Raw genomic sequence first — 21,410 nt, forward strand, 5'->3', positions numbered from 1 at the left:
AATCATCGATATGTGATTGCCAGACTACTGCATTAGAGCGGACGATGGTAGCGGCAGCGTCGTCGTCGACGTCGCTACTGCGCGTTGTCGGAAGGCTGCGCGTTGTCCCAGGACTCGACGAGGTAGGGCTTGAGGTCATCGAGGATGAGACCGTTCGTCGCAACGAGGTTGTTCTCGCTGCGCCAGTGAATCAGGTCGCCGCGCCAGTTGCTCAGCTGGCCCTGCGCCTCCCACAGCACGACGGCACCGGCGGAGAGCGCCGGGACGTCCCATTTGTGCAGATGCGGCTCGAAGTAGGCGTCGTAGGTGCCGTCGGCGACCTTGCACAGATCGAGCGACGACGGACCGACGCGCTTCATGTCGGCGGGGCGTCCAGCGATGTCGGCGACGACCTTGAGCGCGTGGCGCGCCTCGTCGGATTTGAACGACATGCCGAAGCCGATGACCGAGCCGTCGAGGCTGCTCGTCGTCGACGGCATGATCTTCTCGCGTTTCTCGCCGAGCGGCGTCGCGCGCATGCGGATCGCGCCGCTGCGGCGCGCGGCGATGTAGGTCAGCTGCAGCGCCGGGGCGTGCACGACGCCGAGGATCGGCTGCGCGGAGCCGAACTCGTTGAATTCGAACAGCGAGACGGTGACCGACCATTCGGCCATGTTGCGCGTGTAGTTGATGACGCCGTCGATGCCGCCGATGCACCAGTAGCGGTCCCCCGCATGCCATTCGTCGCTGCGTTCGTCCCAGCGGCCGTTGAACGGGTCCACATAGGTGAGGCGGTTGTAGATGAACTGGCTGAGGCGGCCGTCCAGTTCGAGCCCGCGCGAATAGTCGCGTGCCGCCGCGCTCACCTCGGTCAGGCTCCGTGGCGTCACCTGGTTGCTGAGCGCGTGTTTGCCGGCGTCCTGAGCGATGCGGGCGACCTGCATCGCCAGGTCGCGCAGTTCCATCGTCATCGTGCCCGTCCTCGTTTCTCGTCGGTTGCGTCCTCGGGGCGCGCCGGCGTGTTCACGTCGGCCGTCGCGTCCCGCCGGCATCGCTTCGATACGGCGTCGGCCATGATGTCGGGACGCAACGACGACCGAAATAAGTATAACGTTTGCATAGCCGCTCCAGCCATCATACCGCACGCCTGCCACCGTCGTCGCACGCGGCGTCGACCGGCGCGCCACCGAGCGCGCGCAGGGCCTGCCATGCGTCGTCCGCATCGGCGAGCGCGTCGGTGCAGGCCTCTTGCGTAAAGGCGCGCGGATCGCTCATGTCGAGCGTCCACTGCCTGCCGTCGGCGTCGTCGCGCGTCGTGACACGCGTCCACGATACGGCGCGCAGCTGCTGGGGCCATCGGCGCACAAGCGTTCCGCGGAGCCACGCGCGCGTGTCCACGGGCGGCTCGCCCACGGCGGCGGCGATCTCCTCGTCGCTCGCCGTGCGTTCGGTGCGCGACCTCACCTTCGCATAGATCGATTCGGACTCGTCGAGGCTCGCCCAGCGCAGGTCGATCGCCTGCAGCCGCGGATCAGCCAACGCCTGATCGAACGATTCGCTCGGGTGCAGCCTGCGGCGCATCCCCTCGACGATCTGCCATTTGCACAGCCATTCAAGGCGGCTCGCCTCGGCAGACGACTGCAAACGTTCGCCGTCGTCGGCGTGGCGCATGGCGGCCACGTCAAGCAGCGCCTGCTTCCACATCGCCATGACCGAGCGCGTCTCGCGATCCGGCCACACCGGCTCGCCGCGCGTGTCGGTGCCGTGGACGGCGGCGGCCGTCTCGTAGACGAGCGCGCTGAGCATGACCTGGATCTGCCACGCCGTCATCGTGCCGCCGTGCGCCATCGCGAGCGGCTCGGCGAGCGTCAGGTCGTGCGAGACGCGGTGCATCGCGTCGACCGGGTCGTCGAGCCGCAGTTCCTCGAGGCGTGCGGCGACGTCGATGCCGGCTTCGTCGGCGTGCTCGAGCGTCCACAGCAGCATGCTCGTCGTGCCGAGCTTGAGCACGCGCGGCACGTCCATGCGGTTCGCGTCGCCGACGATGACGTGCAGCCGGCGCATGTCGGCGGGCGCGTGCGACTCGTCTCGCGTGTTGACGATCGGACGGTCGAAGGTCGTCTGCAGCGCGACCTGCATATGAAAATAATCAGCGCGCTGGCTCAGTTGGTAGCCCGGCCGCTCGCCGCGTTCGCCCAGACCGATCCTGCCCGAGCCGGTGTACTGCTGGCGCGTGATGAAATGCGCCGTCATCATCGCCGCGGTCGTGTCGAAGGGCACGTCGCGGCGCATCAGATAGTTCTCGTGCGAACCCCAGCTCGCGCCCTTGCCGTCGACGTTGTTGCGGTAGAGCCGCAGCGTGCCGTCCTCGTGTCCCTCGGCGTTCGCGCATGCGGCGGCGCGGCGCATCAGCACGTCGCCCGCCGTGTCGTAAACGACCGCCGTGAACGGGTCGTCGGTCTCCGGCGACGAGTATTCGGGATGCGCATGGTCGACGTAGAGCCTGCCGCCGTTGGCGGCGAGCACGTTCGTGATCTGCGGCTGCGGCTCGTCGGTGAGCATCTCCGGGCGCGCGGCGGCGCGTTCAAGGCGCTGGCCGCGCATGTCGTTGATCGGGTCCTCCTGACGGTAGTCCCAGCGGATGGTGCGCGCCGCCTCGTCGCCGGCGCCGGCGATGACGTCGAAGGACCACTGCACCGGGTTGCCGCGATCCGCCATAACCGCGTACTCCGTCTCGGTGCCGATCACCCTGCGCACGCTCATGCGCGCCCCCTTCCCCGGTCCGACCCGTCGCCGGCGCCGCCGTCGTTGTTGCTGACGTTGTCATTGTTGATGTCGTCATCATTGTTGGTGCCGTCGTTGTCGACGACATCATCGTCGCGCCGCAGTTCGACGACGTGGCCATCGCCGAGCGCGTTGACCTTCGCCCATTGCACGGCGTCGATGCCGCCGAGCGTGTCGCGCACCGAACGATGCTCGTCGTCCACGGCCGCCGCGATCATCGCGGCGTCGAGTGCGACGGTCTCGCCGCTTCCGACGCTCGCCTTGACGGCCGCCGTCTTCGCACGATCGACGATGTTGCGCAGCATCGCGCCGGAGACGACGTCGGCGAGGTCGAGCGAGCGGCTCGAGCCGTCATCGAGCACGGCACGACCGAGCCTGCGCGCGCCGTCGCGCCGGTAGACGTCGTCGACGAGCGTGCGCGCGAGCGCAGCCGCGTCGACGCCGTCGGCGTACGGCAGCCGCGGCGTCAGATAACGCGCCGTGATCGCGAGCGCGGCATCCCTGTCGGGACGGTCGACACGGATCTTGACGTCGAGCCTGCCAGGGCGCAGCACGGCCGGGTCGATCATGTCGACGCGGTTCGACGCGCCGATGACAATGACGTTGTCGAGCCGTTCGACGCCGTCGAGTTCGGCGAGAAACTGCGGCACGATCGTCGTCTCGACGTCCGAGGAGACGCCCGAGCCGCGCGTGCGCAGCAGCGCGTCCATCTCGTCGATGAAGACGATGACGGCCTGTCCTGAGGCGGCGCGTTCGCGCGCGCGATCGAACAGCAGGCGGATGAGGCGTTCGGATTCGCCGACGTATTTGTTGAGCAGCTCGGGGCCTTTGACGGCGAGGAAGACGCCGCGCGCGCCGTCGCCGGCGAGTTCGTGCGCGATCGCCTTCGCGATGAGCGTCTTGCCGTTGCCGGGCGGCCCGTACAGCAGCACGCCCTTGGGCGGCGTCAGCCTGTAGGCGGCATACAGGTCGCGATGTTCGAACGGCAGCTGCACGGCGTCGCGGATGCGCGCGATCTGCGCGTCGAGGCCGCCGATGTCGGCGAAGGAGACGTCCGGAGCCTCCTCGAGCAGCAGCTGCGCCGTGTCCTCGCGCGGCACCATCGCCACGGCGAAACGGTTCGACGGGTCGACGACGACACGGTCGGCGCACGTCAGGCGCGCGTCGCGCAGATCATGGGCGCGGCGCACGAGACGACGGTCGCCGGAGGCGTCGACGATGATGACGCGTCCGTCGTCGAGCACGTCGTCGACGGCGCGCACGGCTCCGACGGTCTCGGCTGCGGCGGTCGCGACGACGACGAGGTTCTCGTCGAGCAGCAGCGTCATACCCGGCTCGAGTCGCGCGGCGTCGACCTGCGCGGCCACCGGCACGATCATGCGGCGCGCACCGTGCATCACCTCGACGCTCGCGTGGCGCACACCGTGGTCGTCGCTCGCGCATTCGTGCAGCCGCAGCATCGTCGCGAAACCCAGCGGGGGTCTGGTGAACTGCTCGAGTTGTGATTTCGCCTTGGCGAGCTCGTCGGTCGCGCGCCGAAGGGCGGCCGCGAGCGCGTGGTTCTTCGCCTGCAGCCGGTCGGCGTACGCGGCGAGCGCCTCGGGGGAATCGGCGGCGGGACCGCCGGAAACGTATGGATCGTGCATCGTCCACCTCGCCATGCGCTTCATCGGATGCTTCCCACGCGCGGTGCGGACGGTTCCGGCGCAGCGCATGACGAAAAAACGGCCGGACGGCGTCCTTCGCCGCATCGGGTGTCGCCCCGTGAGGCGACACAAGCCCAAGTGTAGCGGAAGAGCGCCGTCCGGCCCTGACTTCAACGCGTAGCGCGTACCGTCATGCTACCCGTCGGAGCGTGTTGCGCGGCGCTCGCGTATCAGATTGCGAATCCATCGTGCGCCGAAGAAGAGGAGGACGGCGGCGAAGACGACGATGATGACGTCCTCGAACACGTTGAGCACGCCGAGGATCGAGCACCAGCGGTCGCCTAACATGTATCCGGCGGTGACGAGCACGGTGTTCCACACGGCCGAACCGAGGAAGGTCCACAGTGAGAACTGCGCGAAGTTCATGCGGTTGAAGCCGGCCGGGATTGAGATGAGCGAACGGACGACCGGGATGACGCGGCCGAGCAGCACCGACCAGGTGCCGTATTTCGTGAACCAGCGGTTCGCCTTGTCGACGTCGTCGCGGCTGACGCCGGGGATGCGGTCGGCGGCGCGGTGGATGCGGTGCAGGCCGAACCAGCGGGCGATGCCGTAGAGCGCCCATGCGCCGAGCAGCGAACCCATCGTCGCCCACAGGATCGCGGCGACCAGTCCCATGCTGCCGCGCGCCGCCGTGAATCCGGCGAGCGGCAGGATTATCTCGCTCGGGATCGGCGGGAAGATCGATTCGAGCGCGATCGCGAGCGCGACGCCGACTCCGCCGACCGTCTCCATGAGCTGCACGAGCCATGCGGTCATCGAGCCGATGAGGCCGTCCGAGCTCGTCGCGCACTGCAGCTGCTCGTCGACCGGAATCTGGGAGAGAATCATCGAAAAACGCATTGCACCATTGTCCCAACGTTTTTCGACAATCGTCACTATGAGCCCAACACCTTTGCAAATCCTTGACGATACGGCCGATGAGGACACGGCCTCCATGCCCGCGGCCGACGCGCCCACGCTGCGTCGCCCCGGCCTGCTCGTCATGGACGTCGACTCCACACTCATCGACGAGGAGGTCATCGACGAGCTCGGCGAGGCCGCGGGCGTCGGCGAACGCATCAGCGCGGTGACGGCGCGCGCGATGAACGGTGAACTCGATTTCGCGCAGGCGCTCGACGCGCGCGTCGCACTGCTCGAAGGACTGCCTGTGTCGATCTTCGACGACGTGTACCGCAGGCTGCATTTCACGAACGGCGCGCTCGAGCTCATCGACGAGCTGCACGCGCACGGCTGGAAGGTCGGCGTCGTCTCCGGCGGATTCCATGAGATCGTCGACCGGCTCGCCGAGTCGGCCGGACTCGACTACCGCATCGCGAACCGGCTCGAGGTGGACGACATGTCGCGCACACTCACCGGACGCGTCGCCGGGCCGATCGTCACGAAGGACGTCAAACTGCGCGCGATGCGCCGGTGGGCGGCGGACAACGGCATCGACGCGGACCAGACGATCGCCGTCGGCGACGGCGCGAACGACCTGCCGATGATCGGCGAGGCGGCGCTCGGCATCGCGTTCTGCGCGAAGCCGGCCGTGCGCCGCGCCGCGCCGCATACGATCGACGAACGCGACCTGACGCGTGTCCTTGGCTATCTGCGGCGCTGACGCGCGATTCCAATCGACATACAGTTCGATGTACAGTCGATTCGATATATATACGACGCGGCCGGCGGCACCGATCAAGTGCCGCCGGCCGCGTCATGTTTCACGCGTGTTCTACGGCTGCATGTCGCGCAGCCGCTCGATGTCCTCAGTCGAGGAACGCGCCGGGTCCCAGATGCGCGCCGCGCGCCCATTCGGCCGCGCCCATCTCCTTCTTGCCTTGCGCCTTGACGAGCTGCAGCTCGAGTGCCTCGGTGCTCGTGCCGACCCACACATGATGTTTCGTGGCGCGCAGCTCACCGGGCTTGAGGTCGTCGGGGACCTCGACGCTTTCGCGCAGCTCGGCGCTCGCCGGCGACGCCTTCGTCACATGCAGCGTCGTCGGCGCGAGCGCGTCGCCCTGCACATGCAGGTCGCACCATGCGCCCGGCAGCGGCGTGCAGGCGCGGATCTGGCGGTCGAGCGCGAAGACGGGCACGTCGAAGCGCATGTGCGCGTCGTCGTGAGAGATCTTCGCGGCCACTTCGAAGGCGCCGGCCGGCTGTTCGACCGGCGTGATCTGGCCTTCGGCCATGCCTTCGAGCGAGGCGGCGAGCAGATGCGCGCCGTCCTCGGCGAGACGGTCGAGCAGTTCGCCGGCGTTCTCATGCGCGCCGATCTCGACCGTCGACTGCGCGAGCACCGGACCTTCGTCCATGCCCTTCGTGACGCGGAACACCGACGCGCCGGTCACCGATTCGCCCGCCCAGATCGCGCGCTGCACCGGGGCGGCGCCGCGCCACTGCGGCAGCAGCGAGAAATGCAGGTTGTACCAGCCCAGCGGCAGCGCCTCGAGCACCGGCTCCTTGAGGATCCTGCCGTAGGCGACAATCGCGGCGGCTTCGGCGCCGGTCGCCTTGAGCGCCGAAAGGAAGGCCTCCTCGTTCGGATCGCATTCCATGACCGGCAGCCCCAGTTCGAGCGCGGCCATCTTTACCGGGCTCGGCATGAGTTTGCGGCCGCGTCCGGTCGGCGCATCGGGGCGCGTGAGCACGGCGACTACCTCGAAATGCTCGGTGTCCTTCGCCAACGTCCTCAACGAGGGCACCGCCACCTCCGGCGTGCCCGCAAACAGTACTCGCAGCATCCTCACGTTCTCCTTGTTCGTTGTCCATCCATATCCATGACGTCGTCATCGCGGCGCCGCCGGTCGTCCCCCCATCGTAGTCGACGAGGCCGGCACGCGAGGCGTGTCGCCGTGAGCTGAGCGTCACAGCAGGTCTTTGGGATCGACGCGGAACCGAAGTTCGCCGAATTCGCGCGCCGCGACGTGCGTGGCGACGGCGGTGCGCAGCCGCGCCGCCAGTTCGGCGCGCCGCGCGTGCGCAACGAGGACAACGGCCCTGACGCGGTCGCGCATCTGCTCGAGTTCGCGCGAGTCGACGGTGCGTTCCGGTGGAATCGGCACCGGGCCGAGCACCGCCGGGAACTCGTCGTCGCCCAGCCGCAGTCTCGCCCAGTCGCCGTCGCCGACGACGCCGATGCGCCGCAGCGCCTCGGCGACAGCGTTGCGCTGCCCCCACACGCAGGCGGCGCTCACGACCGGCGGCAGCCCCGCCTCGCGCCGCTGCGCGAGTTCGGCGGCGGCGAGCATGCGTGAATCCCACATCATCAGCGACTGCGCGATCACCGGATCGGTCTCGCCGATGAGCAGTCCCGCTCCCCCGTCGGCGCGCGGCGCGCACAGCGCCATCGCACGCATCCAGTCGCGCAGCACGTCGATGTATGCGTCGATGTTCTGCCGGTACAGGCTCGTCCACGCGTCGAGGATCGCGACGGCGCGGTAGGCGCCGGCGCGCACGCGCGGCTCCGCTCCGGGCGTCGCGATGACGATTGCCGGCGCGTCGGCGACCTGCTCGATGACGCCTTGCGGCTGATGCGGGCTCGACAGGATCATCGGTACGCCGCGGAAGAGCCCCTGCAGTTCCTGCGCGGTGCCGGCGGCACCCACGCGCACGACGCGCATGCGATCGCCGCCGCAATGCGGGCAGTGCCAATCGACGGCCGGCGCGCCGCACCAGCGGCAGCGCGGCGTCGCGTTTGCTCCGACGCGTTCGAGTGGCCCGGTGCAGCGCAGACAACGCGCCTGCCGCAGACAGCGCGCGCACACGAGCGATTCGCTGATGCCGTCGGAGGGAATCGAAAACAGGACGGGACCGTGCTCGAGCGCGCCCGACAGCACGCGCACGGCGGTGTGCGGCACGCGAGCGCCGATGCTCGGATCGGCGAGCCTGGCCAGTTCGTCGCGGTTGAGCCAGCGCACCGGCGGCGCGGTGGCACGTGCGACGTCGCGGTACGGCACGATCGCCGTGCTCGGCCCGCTCACGGCGACCGGCATCGCCGTCGTATCCTCGCATTCCCATTGGCTGAGCACGCTGCGCGCATACGCCATTGCGACGAAGACGCCGTCGTGCAGCCGCGCGCGCAGCCGGCACACGCCGCGCGCGTTCGCGTATGGCATCAGCCCGTCCGCGTACTGGTAGGCGCCGTCGTCGAGCACGGCGAACAGCACGGGTCCCGACACCGGCGCGTACATCGCCGCGCGCGTGCCGACGACGCAGCGCACGCGCCCCGAGGAGACGGCGAGGTAGGAACGGTAGCGTTCGGCCGGCCCGAGCGATCCGCTGAGCACGGCCACGTCGCCGGCCCACGTATCGCCGTCGGGCGCGAAGGCGGACAGTCCGGTGCCTTCGAGCGCGCGCATGAGCTCCCACACCTCGCGCATCGACGGCATGACGAGCACCGCCGACGTGCCGTGCGCGAGCGCCGACGCCGCCATCCACGCGAGGTCGTCGATGGCCAAGCCGGCGACGGCGTCGACGACGAAGGATTGGAAACGGCCCGCGCCGAGCGCGTCGGCGAGGACGTGCGCCTGCTCGTAGCGGCGCGCGAAGTCGCCGCGCATCGCGACGACGGCGGCCGCGCGGGCGTTGTCGATCGATGGGACGTCGGATCGCGTGGCATCGGTTGGTGTGTCGTCGGGCTGCATGACGACGTCTTGCGCAGCGGCGAACTGTGCAGCGGCGAACTGTGCCATCTCCTTGTCTACGGCGGCGATGCGCTGCGGCAGCGCGACGCGCACGATATTCGCGCATGTGCCGCCGTATGCGTCGGCGATCGCGGCGACGTCGCGGCGCATCTCGTCGCCCATGACGACGCCGCTGAGCACGCGTTCGATGTAGCGCAGCGCCGACGCGTCGGTGTCGCTGTGCTCGACGCGTTCCCAGATGATGCCGGAGACACGCTGGCCGCCGAAACGCACGCGCACGAGGCAGCCGGGACGCGCCGCGTCGTCGAGGCGTTCGTCGATCAGATAGTCGAAGCAGCGTCCCAGATGGGTGGCCTGGATGTCGAGGACGACGCGCGCGACCGGCAGCTGCGCGGCCGGCGTATGGGTCGCCTTGCCGCGCGTGCGCCGCGTGCGCGGCTGCATGCCGTCGAAGGTCGGCTGCATCGCTTCGCTCATGCTCATGATTCCCAGTGTAACGGCCGTCTCGGCGGCCGCCGGCTCAGTGAATCTGCTGAATCCGTCTCAGTGGCGGGGCCACCACGGGCGCAGCGGATAGACGTCGGTGCCGTTCGCCTGCGGCTTGACGGCGAGGAACTGGTGCACCTGGATGTTGTTCATCTCGAAGTTGTAGGCGCAGCCGGCCATGTACAGGCCCCACAGGCGTGCCTTCGGCGCGCCGACGAGGCGGACGGCCTCGTCCCAGTGCGCGACGAGGTTCTCGTTCCAGCGGTGCAGAGTCAGCGCGTAGTGCTGGCGCAGGTTCTCCTGGTTGACGACCTCGAAGCCGGTGTCCTGGATAACCATCTCGATCTCGGCCGGGCTCGACAGTTCGCCGTCGGGGAAGATGTAGCGGTCGATGAACTCGCCCGCCTTCTTGCCCTGATGCGAGTTGCAGCGCGTGATCTGGTGGTTGAGCAGCATCGCGCCCGGCTTGAGCTTGTCGTAGATCTCCTTGAAATACGCCGGATAGTGCTTGTGGCCGACGTGCTCCATCATGCCGATCGAGCAGATCGCGTCGAAATCGCCTTCGGGCACGTCGCGGTAGTCCATCAGGCGCACCTCGGCGAGGTCCTCGAGGCCCTCGCGCCTGATCCAGCGCTGCGCCCATTCGACCTGCTCTTCGGAGAGCGTGACGCCGAGCACGCGGATGCCGCGCCTGGCGGCCTCGATCTCCATCGATCCCCAGCCGCAGCCGATGTCGAGTAGGCGCGAGCCCGGCCGGAGCGCAAGCTTGTCGAGGATGAGGTCGAGCTTGGCCTTCTGCGCGGCCTCGAGCGACATGTCCGGCGAGTCGAAGACGGCGCAGGTGTAGGTCATCGACGGACCGAGGAACAGCGCGTAGAAATCATTCGACTGGTCGTAGTGGTAGCTGACGGTCGCCGCGTCGCCGGCCTTCGAATGCGGCAGCAGGCCTTCGGTCAGACGGCGCAGCCTGCCGGGGCCCTCGATGCTCGGCGGCGCGGGACGCCGGATGCCGTGGGAGGCGATCGACGCGAGCGCATGCGCGAGCTGCGCCGGGTTCGGCGTGCGCAGATACGGCTTGACGGCCACGAGGTCGCCGAACAGGCGGTAGGGGTCGCCCGGCACGAGCTGCGGCGAGTCGATGTCGCCTTGCAGATAAGCGCGCGCCAGCCCGAGTTCGCCGGGCGCGTTGACGAGATGGTAGACGGCCCGCGAATTGTTCACGGTGAGCGTGACCGGCGCGTCCGGGTCGCCGAAGCTCGAACCGTCGAAGGCGGTCACATGAATCGGCGCGTCCGGTTTGACGAAGAGCCCCACCATCTGCGCGACGGTCATCGATGCCATTGTTCGTTCCTCCTCATATACGCTCTGCACGCGTGCGGCCGCACGGTATGTTTCCGGCCACGTGCGGCCGCACGATGCCGGTTGTTCCGGCGACCATTGGTCCCAGCTTGTTCCAGCAGTCTATCCAAGCGAGGTTGCCGGGCCGTTCAGCTGCCGGTAAAACCGACGGGACGCCATCGCGGCCGATGGCGTCCCGTCATGGTGTTCACTTTCCGTCGCGTTCGGCGGCGATCGCGTCCCTGAGTGCGTCGACGCGGTTCGTCGCCTCCCACGGGAAGTCGGCGTCCTCGCGTCCGAAGTGGCCGTAGGCGGCCGTCTTCGCGTAGATCGGGCGCAGCAGGTCGAGTTCGTCGACGATCGCGGCCGGGCGCAGGTCGAAGACGCGGCGCACGGCGCGCTGGATCTGCTCGCGCGTCACGCCGTCCATCTCGGTGCCGTAGGTCTCGACGTTGATACTCACCGGGTCGGCGACGCCGATCGCGTAGGCGACCTGCACCTCGACCTTGTGCGCGAGGCTGGCTGCCACGATGTTCTTCGCGACCCAGCGGGCCGCGTAGGCGGCGGAACGGTCGACCTTGCTCGGGTCCTTGCCGGAGAACGCGCCGCCGCCGTGGTGCGCGGCGCCGCCGTAGGTGTCGACGATGATCTTGCGGCCGGTCAGGCCGGCGTCGGCGGCCGGGCCGCCCATGATGAACGAGCCGGTCGGGTTGACGAGCACACGGTAGTCGTCGTGGCGCACACGGTCGGCGAGGACCTCGTCGAGCACCGGCTTGATGACGTGTTCGTCGAGTTGCTCCTTGAGCCAGTCCTGACGCACCGACGGGTCGTGCTGCGTCGAGACGAGGACGGTGTCGAGACGCACCGGCACATCATGCTCGTCGTATTCGATCGTCACTTGCGTCTTGCCGTCGGGGCGCAGGAACGGCACCTCGCCGGACTTGCGCACGTCGGTCAGGCGCTTGGCGAGACGGTGCGCCAGATGGATCGGCAGCGGCATGAGCACGTCGGTCTCGTCGCTCGCGTAGCCGAACATGACGCCCTGGTCGCCGGCACCCTGCGCCTCGTAGCGTTCCTCGCGCGACGCGGCGCTTTCGGCCTCGCGGCTCAGCCGCGACACACCCTGGTTGATCTCGGGGCTCTGCTCGGTGATCGACACGAGCACGCCGCACGAATCAGCGTCAAGGCCCACCTCGGAGCTCGTGTAACCGATGCCGCGCACGACGGAGCGCACGATGTTCTGGATGTCGCTGTAGCCTTCGCTCGAGACTTCACCGAAGACGAAGAACTGGCCGGTCGTCGCCGAGGTCTCGACGGCGACGTGCGAATGGGGGTCCTGACGCAGCATGTCGTCGAGGATAGCGTCGGAGATCTGGTCGCAGATCTTGTCCGGGTGCCCTTCGGTCACCGATTCCGCGGAAATCAACTTGAGTTCGGCCATAAAACTCCCCTGATGCTGGTGGTGTGGGATGCGGCGGGCGCATGGGTTGGACACGTCCGCGACACATCATAGTCGCTTCGTCGCATATTAGACGACCTCCGATTTCCGATGCCGGATATTACGCGACATGGGAAACCGGAGGTCGTGTTCCGATCGGCGGTGCGGCCGAGGTCGTTCGCGGACCGTCAGCCGTGCGCCCTCATGGGATCAGTTGCCCTCGTTGAGGTCGTCCTCGCCGAGGGTCTCCTCGAGCAGGCCCTCGTTGATCTCGCGGAACGCGATCGACAGCGGCTTCTCCTGGCTCTGGTACTCGACGAGCGGGCCGACGTTCTGGAGCAGTCCCTCGTTGAGCTGCGTGAAGTAGGAATTGATCTGACGGGCGCGCTTCGCGGCGAAGATCGCCAGCGCGTACTTGGAGTCCGCGTGCTCCATCAGGTCGTCGATCGGCGGATTCGCAAGTCCGGTCGGGGTAGGCTCGGTACCGAATGCCATAGTTGAGGTCTCCAAATCACTCGCACGATGCTTGTTCAGCTTGTTCAAAACAGTCATTCTATCTCAGGGCGCAGACCCGTACACGCCCCGTGCGCAAGTCCGCCCGCCGCGCGCACCGGATCGGTTCGGCGACGTGATTCGGCGACGTACATTGTCAAGGTTCCGCGAAGATTTCCCACGATATGACCATTCGGCGGCACGCCGCTCACCCGGTGCTGTTGAATGACGTGTTATGGAAATGCGATCTGCGAAAATCATGAACGGACGAATGTTCGCCGGCGCCCGCGCGCTCTACCGCGCCGCCGGCGTCGATGGCAAGGACTTCGGCAAGCCGATCGTCGCCATCGCGAACTCCTTCGACGAGTTCGTCCCCGGTCACGTCCACCTCAACAAGGTGGGACGCCTCGTCTCCGAAGCCGTCAAGAAGGCCGGCGGCATCCCGCGCGAATTCAACACGATGGCCGTCGACGACGGCATCGCGATGGGCCACACCGGCATGCTCTACTCGCTGCCGAGCCGCGAGATCATCGCGGACACGGTGGAGTATCAGGTCAACGCGCACTGCGCCGACGCGCTCATCTGCATCTCGAACTGCGACAAGATCACACCGGGCATGCTGATGGCCGCGCTGCGCCTGAACATCCCGACCGTCTTCGTCTCCGGCGGCCCGATGGAATCGGGTACGACGGTGTTGCCCGACGGCACCGTCAAGGAGAACACCGACCTCATCGACGTCATGTACGCGTCGGCCGACGACGACATGACCGACGAGGACCTGCTCGCCTACGAGCGCACCGTCTGCCCGACCTGCGGCTCGTGCGCCGGCATGTTCACGGCGAACTCGATGAACTGCCTGACCGAGGCGATCGGCCTCGCGCTGCCCGGCAACGGTACCGTCCTCGCCTCCCATGGCTACCGCAGGCAGCTGTTCGAGCGCGCCGCACAGACCGTCGTCGACATCGCGAACCGTTACTACCACGAGGACGACGAATCCGTCCTCCCCCGTTCGATCGCGACGAAGCACGCCTTCGAGAACGCGATGACGATGGATGTGGCGATGGGCGGCTCGACGAACACGGTGCTGCATATCCTCGCGATGGCGCAGTCGGCGGACGTCGACTTCACGCTCAACGACATCGAACGCATCTCGCACACCGTCCAATGCATCTGCAAGGCCTCCCCTTCGGGCGAATGGGAGATCTCCGACGTGCACCGCGCCGGCGGCATCACCGGCATCCTCGGCGAGCTCGACCGCGCCGGCAAGCTGCACCGCGACGTGCATTCGATCGACTATCCGTCGCTCGAGGCGAAGCTCGACGACTGGGACATCATGCGCGAGACCTGCACCGACGAGGCGAAGGACTTCTTCAAGGCCGCGCCGGGACACATCGTCTCCCCCGAACCGTGGACGCACGAAACGAAGTTCGATTCGCTCGACACCGACCGCGTCGCCGGCGCGATCCACGACGTCGAGCATCCGGCGGTCACCGAGGGCGGCCTCGCCGTGCTGCGAGGCAACCTCGCCCCCGACGGCTGCGTCGTCAAGACCGCCGGCGTGCCGAAGGAGATCTGGACCTTCCGCGGCCCGGCGCTCGTCGTCGAATCGCAGGAGCAGGCCGTCGAGGTCATCCTCAACGACACGCTCAAGCCCGGCCAGGCGCTCATCATCCGCTACGAGGGTCCCAAGGGCGGCCCAGGCATGCAGGAGATGCTCTACCCGACCTCCTTCGTCAAGGGCAAGGGCATCGGCAAGGAAGTCGCGCTGATCACCGACGGCCGCTATTCGGGCGGCTCCTCGGGTCTGTCGATCGGCCATGTCGCGCCGGAGGCCGCCAGCGGCGGCACGATCGCGCTCGTCGAGGATGGCGACATCATCTCGATCGACATCCCGAACCGCACAATCAACGTCGAACTGTCCGACGAGGAGCTTGCCGGACGCCGCGCGAAGCTCGAGGCCGGCGACGGCTACGTCGCGCACCGCGACCGTCAGGTGAGCCAGGCGCTCAAGGCCTTCGCCGCCTTCGCGCGCTCCGCCGACAAGGGCGCGACGCGCGATCCGGAGCTCATCGACCGCCTGTCCGGTCTGGCCTGACCGAGGCCGCCGCGCGCATAGCAGCGGGCCCCGCCGATTCCGATGAATCCGGCGGGGCCCGCTGCTGTATCTACGTCTGTGTTGCTGTATCGGTATCGCTACTGGACTCTATTCGGCGATGCCGTATTCGTCGGCGATGATTCTCCACAATTCGTCGGCGGTGCGTTCGACGTCGCGGTTGACGATCGTCATATCGAATTCGGATTCGGCCGCCAGCTCGACCTTCGCCGTCTCGAGGCGCCGCGCCTGCTGCTCGGGCGTCTCGGTGCCGCGTCCGGCGAGGCGCCGCTTGAGCTCCTCGAAGCTCGGCGGCGCGATGAACACGGTGACGATCTCGAGTCCGAGCTCCTTCGCCCGTTCCTTGACGCGGCGCGCGCCCTGCAGATCGATCTCGAGCAGCGTCGGCGTGTTCGCGTCCAGATGCTCGCGCACCGGCGCCAGCGGCGTGCCGTAGTGCGCCATGCCATGCACGACGGCCGTTTCGAGGAACTCGCCGGCGGCTTCCTTGGCAGCGAATTCGCCTTCGTCCATGAACCAGTAGTCGACGCCGTCGCGTTCGCCGGGGCGCGGGTCGCGCGTCGTCGCCGAGACCGACACCCACACCTCAGGATGCTTGGCGAGCATCGCCGCCTCGACGGTACCCTTGCCGACCGCCGTCGGCCCGGTGAGCACGACGAGCCTGCCGCCCTTGCCGGCGTCGTTCGCCTCGTCGACGATGACCTGTGCCTGCTGCTGTTGCGAATGTCCCACGTTGCGCTTCCCGTATCTCGTTGTCATGCGACGACGCCGCCGCATGGGTTGGTCTGGTGATTGAACTGATGATTGATTGAATCGTTCTGCCGACTGTGCGCTCTGCCAACTGTGCGGCGTCGATCAGTCGAGCGTCTCCTCCATCAGCGCGAGACGCACGTCGAGCGCGATGCTTTCGGTGGCCTGGATGAGCGACTGGATGTTCGGACCGTGTTCGGCGATCGCGCGCGAGACGGTGACGAGGACGTTGCCGTGGGTGCCGCGGAACACGGTCTTCAGATCGCGCGCCTCGGCACCCTGCCAGCCGTAGCCCGGTGAGAGGATCGGCCCGGTGAAGCTCGACGGCGCCACGCCGCTTTCCTGCAGCCACTGGCCGATCGTCGCGCCGATGATCAGGCCGACTGAGCCGAGGCCCGGCGTGTCCATGTTGTATTTCTGCGCGGTGTTGGCGATGCCGTAGGCGACCGTCTGGCCTTTGTACTCACCGGTCTGGCGGATCGCCGTCTGCAGGCTCGCGCCTTCCGGATTGGACGTAAGCGACGCGATGAACACGCCGCGTCCGTTGTTGAGCGCGTCCTCGATGACTCCGCCGAGCGAACGCGCGCCATAGTACGGCAGCAACGTGATCGCGTCGGCGAGCATCGGCGCATTCGGCTTGAAGTAGGCGTCGGCGATCGCCGAGATCGTCGTCGACAGGCCGCCGTGCAGGCAGTCGACGATCGTGATGATGTCCATCTGCCGCGCGGCGAAGAGGACGCGTTCGAGCGCCGCGTAGCCGCGTGAGCCGTAGCGCTCGAACATCGAGGTCTGGAATTTGACGGCGGCCGCGCGTCCGTTGGCCGCCTGCAGCATGCGCATCGCGTAGAGTTCGGCGCCTTGCGCGTCGATGTCGTAGCCCCAGTCAGCGAGCAGCTTGCGATGCGGGTCGATGCCCACGCACAGTGGGCCGTACTGTTTCATCGAATTGCTCAGCCGCAATCCGAAATCGGATCGCAAAACAAGCTGCTCCTGCGTGCTGGGGTCGGTCATGATGCTGCTCCTCCCCTTGGTGTGAAGGTCGGTTATCCGTTGTCTTTCGCACGGCGCTCAAGGGCGAATAGCTCACGGGCATGCTCCTGAATGCTCATGACCTGGTAATCGTTCGCCTTGACCGCCTCTATCGCCAATAGTACCGCAGAGAACTCGGTCATCGTTGTGAACTGCGGCACATCGGCGGCGATCGCCGCGGCGCGGATCGAATACCCGTCCGAACGCGAACCACGCGAGTTCGGCGTGTTGAGGATGAGGTCGATCTTGCCTTCCTCGATGAGCTCGACGACGTTCTTGCCGATGCTGCCGGGCGCCTTCGTCACCTCGACCGGAGCGTTCGGGTCGGTGTCGACGCGCGCCGTGATCTTGTCGACGATCTTCGAGTCGATGCCGTAGCGACGCAGCACCGAGGCGGTGCCTTCGGTCGCGCAGATCGTGAAGCCGAGCTCGGCGAGACGCACGGCGAACAGCGGCAGCTGACGCTTGTCGGTGTCGTTGACCGAGATGAAGACGGTGCCGGAAGTGGGCAGGCCGCCTTCGTACGCCGAAAGCTGGCTCTTGGCGAAGGCGTGCGGGAAGTCGCGGTCGAAGCCCATGACCTCGCCGGTCGAACGCATCTCGGGTCCGAGCAGGATGTCGACGGTCTTGCCGACCGGCGTGCGGAAGCGCTTGAACGGCAGCACCGACTCCTTGACGGCCACCTGCTGGCCGATGCGCACATCGCCGCCGTCGCCGTGCGGCAGCAGCAGGCCGTTGTCGCGCTGCTGCTGGATCGTCTCGCCGACCATGATGCGCGCCGCGGCCTTCGCGAGCGCGACGCCGGTCGCCTTCGACGCGAAGGGCACGGTGCGCGATGCACGCGGGTTCGCTTCGATGACGTAGAGCGTGTTCGCCATGAACGCGTACTGCACGTTGATCAGGCCCTGCACACCGCAGCCCTTGGCGATCGCGAGCGTCGCCTCGCGCAGACGGCGGATCTGGTCGTCGCTCAGCGTGCTCGGCGGCAGTGTGCACGCCGCGTCGCCGGAGTGGACGCCGGCTTCCTCGATGTGTTCCATGATCCCGCCGATGTACAGCTCATGGCCGTCGAAGAGCGCGTCGACGTCGATTTCGATCGCGTCCTGCAGGAACTTGTCGATGAGCAGCGGCGAGGGCAGACGACCGGAGACGACAGTGTCGGCCTTCGCCTGGTCGAGCGCGCGGTTGACGTACTTCTCGAGCTGCGCGTCGTCGTAGACGATCTCCATGCCGCGTCCGCCGAGCACGTAGCTCGGGCGCACAAGCACCGGGTAGCCGATCGAGTGCGCGGCCTCGAGGGCCTCGTCGAGGCTGAGCGCGGTGCCGAAGCGCGGCGCGTTGAGCTTCTCGGCACGCAGCACCTCGCCGAAGAGCTCGCGGTTCTCGGCCAGATCGATCGATTCGGGGGTCGTGCCGAGGATCGGCACGCCCGCCGCCTTGAGGCGCGCGGCGAGCGAGAGCGGCGTCTGGCCGCCGAGCTGCACGATGACGCCCTTGATCGGCCCCATCTTCTTCTCGGCCTCGTAGATCTCGAGGACGTCCTCGAAGGTCAGCGGCTCGAAGTAGAGACGGTCGGACATGTCGTAGTCGGTCGAGACGGTCTCCGGGTTGCAGTTGACCATGATCGTGTCATAGTCCTTGCCGAGCTCCTGCACCGCGTGCACGCAGGTGTAGTCGAACTCGATGCCCTGGCCGATGCGGTTGGGGCCGGATCCGAGGATGATGACGGCTTCGCGGTCGCGCTTGCGCAGCTCGGTCTCGTCGGCGTAGCACGAGTAGTAGTACGGCGTGGCCGCGTCGAACTCGGCGGCGCAGGTGTCGACGGTCTTGTAGACCGGGTGCAGCCCGTAGTTCCAGCGCAGTTCGCGGATCGTGTTCTCGCCGGCGTCGCCCAAGCCGCGCAGATGCGCGATCTGCAGGTCGGACAGGCCTGCGAGCTTCGCCTTCTTGAGCAGGCGCGGCGAGAGCGTCTCGGCGTCGCGCACCTGCATCGCCATGTCGTTGATGCGGGTGAACTGGCGGATGAACCACGGGTCGATCTTCGTGGCCTCGAAGATCTGCTCCTCGGTGGCGTCGCCCCAGATCGCGCGCATGAGCTGCAGGTAGCGGTGCTCAGTCGGCGTCTTCATCGCCTCGAGCAGCTCGTCGACCTCGTCCTTGCTTGGCTTCTCGCCATCCCAATTGAAGCCCATATCGCGCTTGTCGATCGAACGCATCGCCTTGCCGAGCGACTCCTCGAAGTTGCCGGCGAGCGCCATCGCCTCGCCAACCGACTTCATCGACGTCGTCAGCGTCGGGTCGGCGCCCGGGAACTTCTCGAACGCGAAGCGCGGCACCTTCGTGACGACGTAGTCGATCGTCGGCTCGAAGCTCGCCGGCGTCGACTTCGTGATGTCGTTCTGGATTTCGTCGAGCGTGTAGCCGAGGGCGAGCTTCGTCGCGATCTTCGCGATCGGGAAGCCGGTGGCCTTCGACGCGAGCGCCGACGAGCGCGAGACGCGCGGGTTCATCTCGATGACGATGATGCGGCCGGTCTCGGGGTGGATCGCGAACTGGATGTTGCAGCCGCCGGTGTCGACGCCGACGCCGCGGATGATCGCGATGCCGATGTCGCGCAGCTTCTGGTATTCGCGGTCGGTGAGTGTGAACACCGGGGCGACGGTGATCGAGTCGCCGGTGTGCACGCCGACCGGGTCGACGTTCTCGATCGGGCAGACGACCACGACGTTGTCGTTGCGGTCGCGCATGAGCTCGAGCTCGTATTCCTTCCAGCCTTCGATGCCCTCTTCGATGAGCACCTCGTCGGTCGGCGAATAGTGGATGCCGGCACCGGCGATGCGGTGCAGCTCCTCGGTGTCGTGCGCGATGCCCGAGCCGAGGCCGCCCATCGTGAACGACGGGCGCACGACGAGCGGGAAGCCGAAGCGTTCGGCGATCGCGTCCACTTCCTCGAGTGTGTGCGCGATGTCGGAGCGTGCCGATTCCGCGCCGGCCTCCTCGACGACCTGCTTGAACGATTCGCGGTCCTCGCCGCGGTCGATCGCCTCAAGCGAGGCGCCGATGAGCTCGACGTTGTACTTTTTGAGCACGCCGGCCTCGCCGAGGGCGACGGCCGCGTTGAGCGCGGTCTGGCCGCCGAGCGTCGGCAACAGCGCGTCGGGGCGTTCCTTGGCGATGATGCGTTCGAGGATCGGCGTGGCGATCGGTTCGATGTAGGTGGCGTCGGCCATCTCCGGGTCGGTCATGATCGTGGCCGGGTTGGAGTTAACGAGGATGACGCGGATGCCTTCCTCACGCAGGACGCGGCAGGCCTGGGTTCCCGAATAGTCGAACTCGGCGGCCTGACCGATGACGATCGGGCCGGAGCCGATGACCATCACCGACTTGATGTCGTTACGCTTGGGCATTCGTGGATTCCTCCTTGGCATTCTTGGCGTTGGCGTCGTTCATCATCGCGACGAAACGGTCGAACAGATAGGCGGCGTCGTGCGGACCGGCTGCGGCCTCGGGATGGTACTGGACGGAGAAGGCGGGGATGTCGACGCACTGCAGGCCCTCGACGACGTCATCGTTGAGGTCGACGTGGCTGACGAAGACCTTGCCGTAGCGGCCGTCGTCGAACGGAGCGTCGACGGTTTGACCGATCGGGGCGTCGACGGCGAAGCCGTGGTTGTGCGCGGTCACCTCGACCTTGCCGGTCGTGACGTCCTTGACCGGCTGGTTGACACCGCGGTGGCCGAACTTGAGCTTGTAGGTGCCGAAGCCGAGCGCGCGGCCGAGCAGCTGGTTGCCGAAGCAGATGCCGAAGAACGGGTATCCGGCGTCAAGCACGCGGCGCAGCAGCGCGACCATCTGATCGGCCTGCTCCGGATCGCCCGGTCCGTTGGAGAAGAAGACGCCGTCGGGGTTGAGCGCCTCGATCTGCTCGAAGGTCGTCGTCGACGGCAGCACGTGCACGCGGCAGCCACGTTCGGCCATGCGGTGCGGCGTCATCGCCTTGATGCCCAGATCGATCGCGGCGACGGTCGCGACGGGTTCGCGTCCCTCGAATTCGCCGGTCGGTTCGATGACGTAGGCTTCATCGGTGCTCACCTCGTCGTACAGGCTCATGCCCTTCATCTGGGGCGTGGCACGCACGTCGGCGAGCAGTGATTCGATCGTGCGCGGCTCGCCATCGGCGTCGACGAGCGCGTCGCCGGAGAAGATGCCGGCGCGCATGACGCCCGCATCGCGCAGATGGCGCACGAGCCTGCGCGTGTCGATATGGCTGATGCCGACGATGCCGTCGGCGACGAGCGCATTGTCGAGCGTGCCGTCGGCGCGCCAGTTGCTCACCGTCGGGCTAGGGTCGCGCACGACGTAGCCGGCGACCCAGATGCGCGAGGATTCCGGATCCTCGTCGTTGACGCCGGTGTCTCCGATGTGCGGGAACGTCTGCACGACGATCTGACGGTCGTAGCTTGGATCGGTGAGCGTCTCCTGATAGCCGGTCATCGCGGTGGAGAAGACGATCTCCCCGCGCGTCTCGCCGCGCGCGCCGTAAGGTTCGCCCACGTAGACCTGACCGTCCTCGAGCACGAGGACGGCGTCGTCGGCGGTGAAAGCGGATGCCGAGTCGATCTGGTTCACCCAAACCCCCATTCATCAAAGGTTGTCGAAAAAACGAT

Annotated in this window: 15 protein-coding genes; 2 read left to right on the forward strand and 13 right to left on the reverse strand. The window is 67.3% G+C overall.

Annotated features, from left to right (window positions below):
• Nucleotides 1-74 precede the first annotated feature (74 nt).
• From G606_RS0101050 to G606_RS0101065, 4 genes are all read right to left on the reverse strand, one after another.
• Entirely contained in the window at nt 75-950 is an 876-nt protein-coding gene (locus tag G606_RS0101050) for an inositol monophosphatase family protein (RefSeq protein ID WP_026644443.1), read from the reverse strand.
• 163 nt (nt 951-1,113) lie between these two features.
• A complete protein-coding gene (gene dop, locus G606_RS0101055) occupies nt 1,114-2,742 on the reverse strand; it encodes a depupylase/deamidase Dop (protein ID WP_026644444.1) in 1,629 nt (542 codons plus the stop codon).
• On the reverse strand, nt 2,739-4,409 hold the full coding sequence (gene arc, locus G606_RS09375) for a proteasome ATPase (protein WP_081663916.1): 1,671 nt from the start codon (nt 4,407-4,409) through the stop codon (nt 2,739-2,741). The genes dop and arc overlap by 4 nt, the downstream gene beginning before the upstream one ends.
• Before the next feature lie 195 nt (nt 4,410-4,604).
• On the reverse strand, nt 4,605-5,228 hold the full coding sequence (locus tag G606_RS0101065; protein WP_081663918.1) for a DedA family protein: 624 nt from the start codon (nt 5,226-5,228) through the stop codon (nt 4,605-4,607).
• 121 nt (nt 5,229-5,349) lie between these two features.
• On the opposite strand from G606_RS0101065, the gene serB reads away from it, so the two are divergent.
• On the forward strand, nt 5,350-6,072 hold the full coding sequence (serB, locus tag G606_RS0101070) for a phosphoserine phosphatase SerB (RefSeq protein ID WP_026644446.1): 723 nt from the start codon (nt 5,350-5,352) through the stop codon (nt 6,070-6,072).
• A gap of 145 nt (nt 6,073-6,217) precedes the next feature.
• Here serB and fmt read toward each other — a convergent pair whose 3' ends face one another.
• The 5 genes from fmt to rpoZ form a co-directional block, all read right to left on the reverse strand.
• The gene (fmt, locus tag G606_RS0101075) at nt 6,218-7,195 is read right to left on the reverse strand and encodes a methionyl-tRNA formyltransferase (RefSeq protein ID WP_026644447.1); all 978 of its coding nucleotides are present in this window, start codon (nt 7,193-7,195) and stop codon (nt 6,218-6,220) included.
• A 123-nt stretch (nt 7,196-7,318) separates the two neighbouring features.
• Nucleotides 7,319-9,580, reverse strand: coding sequence for a primosomal protein N' (locus tag G606_RS0101080; protein ID WP_026644448.1), 2,262 nt, complete (start codon nt 9,578-9,580; stop codon nt 7,319-7,321).
• A 60-nt stretch (nt 9,581-9,640) separates the two neighbouring features.
• Nucleotides 9,641-10,924: a class I SAM-dependent methyltransferase gene (locus tag G606_RS0101085; RefSeq protein ID WP_026644449.1), complete on the reverse strand. Its 1,284-nt coding sequence runs from the start codon at nt 10,922-10,924 to the stop codon at nt 9,641-9,643.
• Nucleotides 10,925-11,129: 205 nt separating this feature from the next.
• The gene (gene metK, locus G606_RS0101090; protein ID WP_026644450.1) at nt 11,130-12,362 is read right to left on the reverse strand and encodes a methionine adenosyltransferase; all 1,233 of its coding nucleotides are present in this window, start codon (nt 12,360-12,362) and stop codon (nt 11,130-11,132) included.
• Between the two features lie 207 nt (nt 12,363-12,569).
• Nucleotides 12,570-12,854, reverse strand: coding sequence for a DNA-directed RNA polymerase subunit omega (gene rpoZ, locus G606_RS0101095; RefSeq protein ID WP_026644451.1), 285 nt, complete (start codon nt 12,852-12,854; stop codon nt 12,570-12,572).
• 232 nt (nt 12,855-13,086) lie between these two features.
• Here rpoZ and ilvD point away from each other — a divergent pair, with 232 nt between their 5' ends.
• Nucleotides 13,087-14,946: a dihydroxy-acid dehydratase gene (gene ilvD / locus G606_RS0101100; RefSeq protein WP_026644452.1), complete on the forward strand. Its 1,860-nt coding sequence runs from the start codon at nt 13,087-13,089 to the stop codon at nt 14,944-14,946.
• 108 nt (nt 14,947-15,054) lie between these two features.
• Here the strand turns inward: ilvD and gmk are convergent, their stop codons facing one another.
• From gmk to carA, 4 genes are all read right to left on the reverse strand, one after another.
• Nucleotides 15,055-15,663, reverse strand: a complete 609-nt coding sequence (gene gmk / locus G606_RS11365; RefSeq protein ID WP_026644453.1) for a guanylate kinase — start codon at nt 15,661-15,663, stop codon at nt 15,055-15,057.
• A 156-nt stretch (nt 15,664-15,819) separates the two neighbouring features.
• Nucleotides 15,820-16,725, reverse strand: a complete 906-nt coding sequence (gene pyrF, locus G606_RS11370) for an orotidine-5'-phosphate decarboxylase (protein WP_026644454.1) — start codon at nt 16,723-16,725, stop codon at nt 15,820-15,822.
• Nucleotides 16,726-16,757: 32 nt separating this feature from the next.
• The gene (gene carB, locus G606_RS0101115; RefSeq protein ID WP_026644455.1) at nt 16,758-20,150 is read right to left on the reverse strand and encodes a carbamoyl-phosphate synthase large subunit; all 3,393 of its coding nucleotides are present in this window, start codon (nt 20,148-20,150) and stop codon (nt 16,758-16,760) included.
• Nucleotides 20,137-21,384, reverse strand: a complete 1,248-nt coding sequence (gene carA, locus G606_RS0101120) for a glutamine-hydrolyzing carbamoyl-phosphate synthase small subunit (RefSeq protein WP_051198297.1) — start codon at nt 21,382-21,384, stop codon at nt 20,137-20,139. The genes carB and carA overlap by 14 nt, the downstream gene beginning before the upstream one ends.
• Nucleotides 21,385-21,410 lie beyond the last annotated feature (26 nt).

It is taken from the genome of Bifidobacterium sp. AGR2158 (assembly GCF_000424225.1).
GTDB classification, from domain to species: domain Bacteria; phylum Actinomycetota; class Actinomycetes; order Actinomycetales; family Bifidobacteriaceae; genus Bifidobacterium; species Bifidobacterium anseris.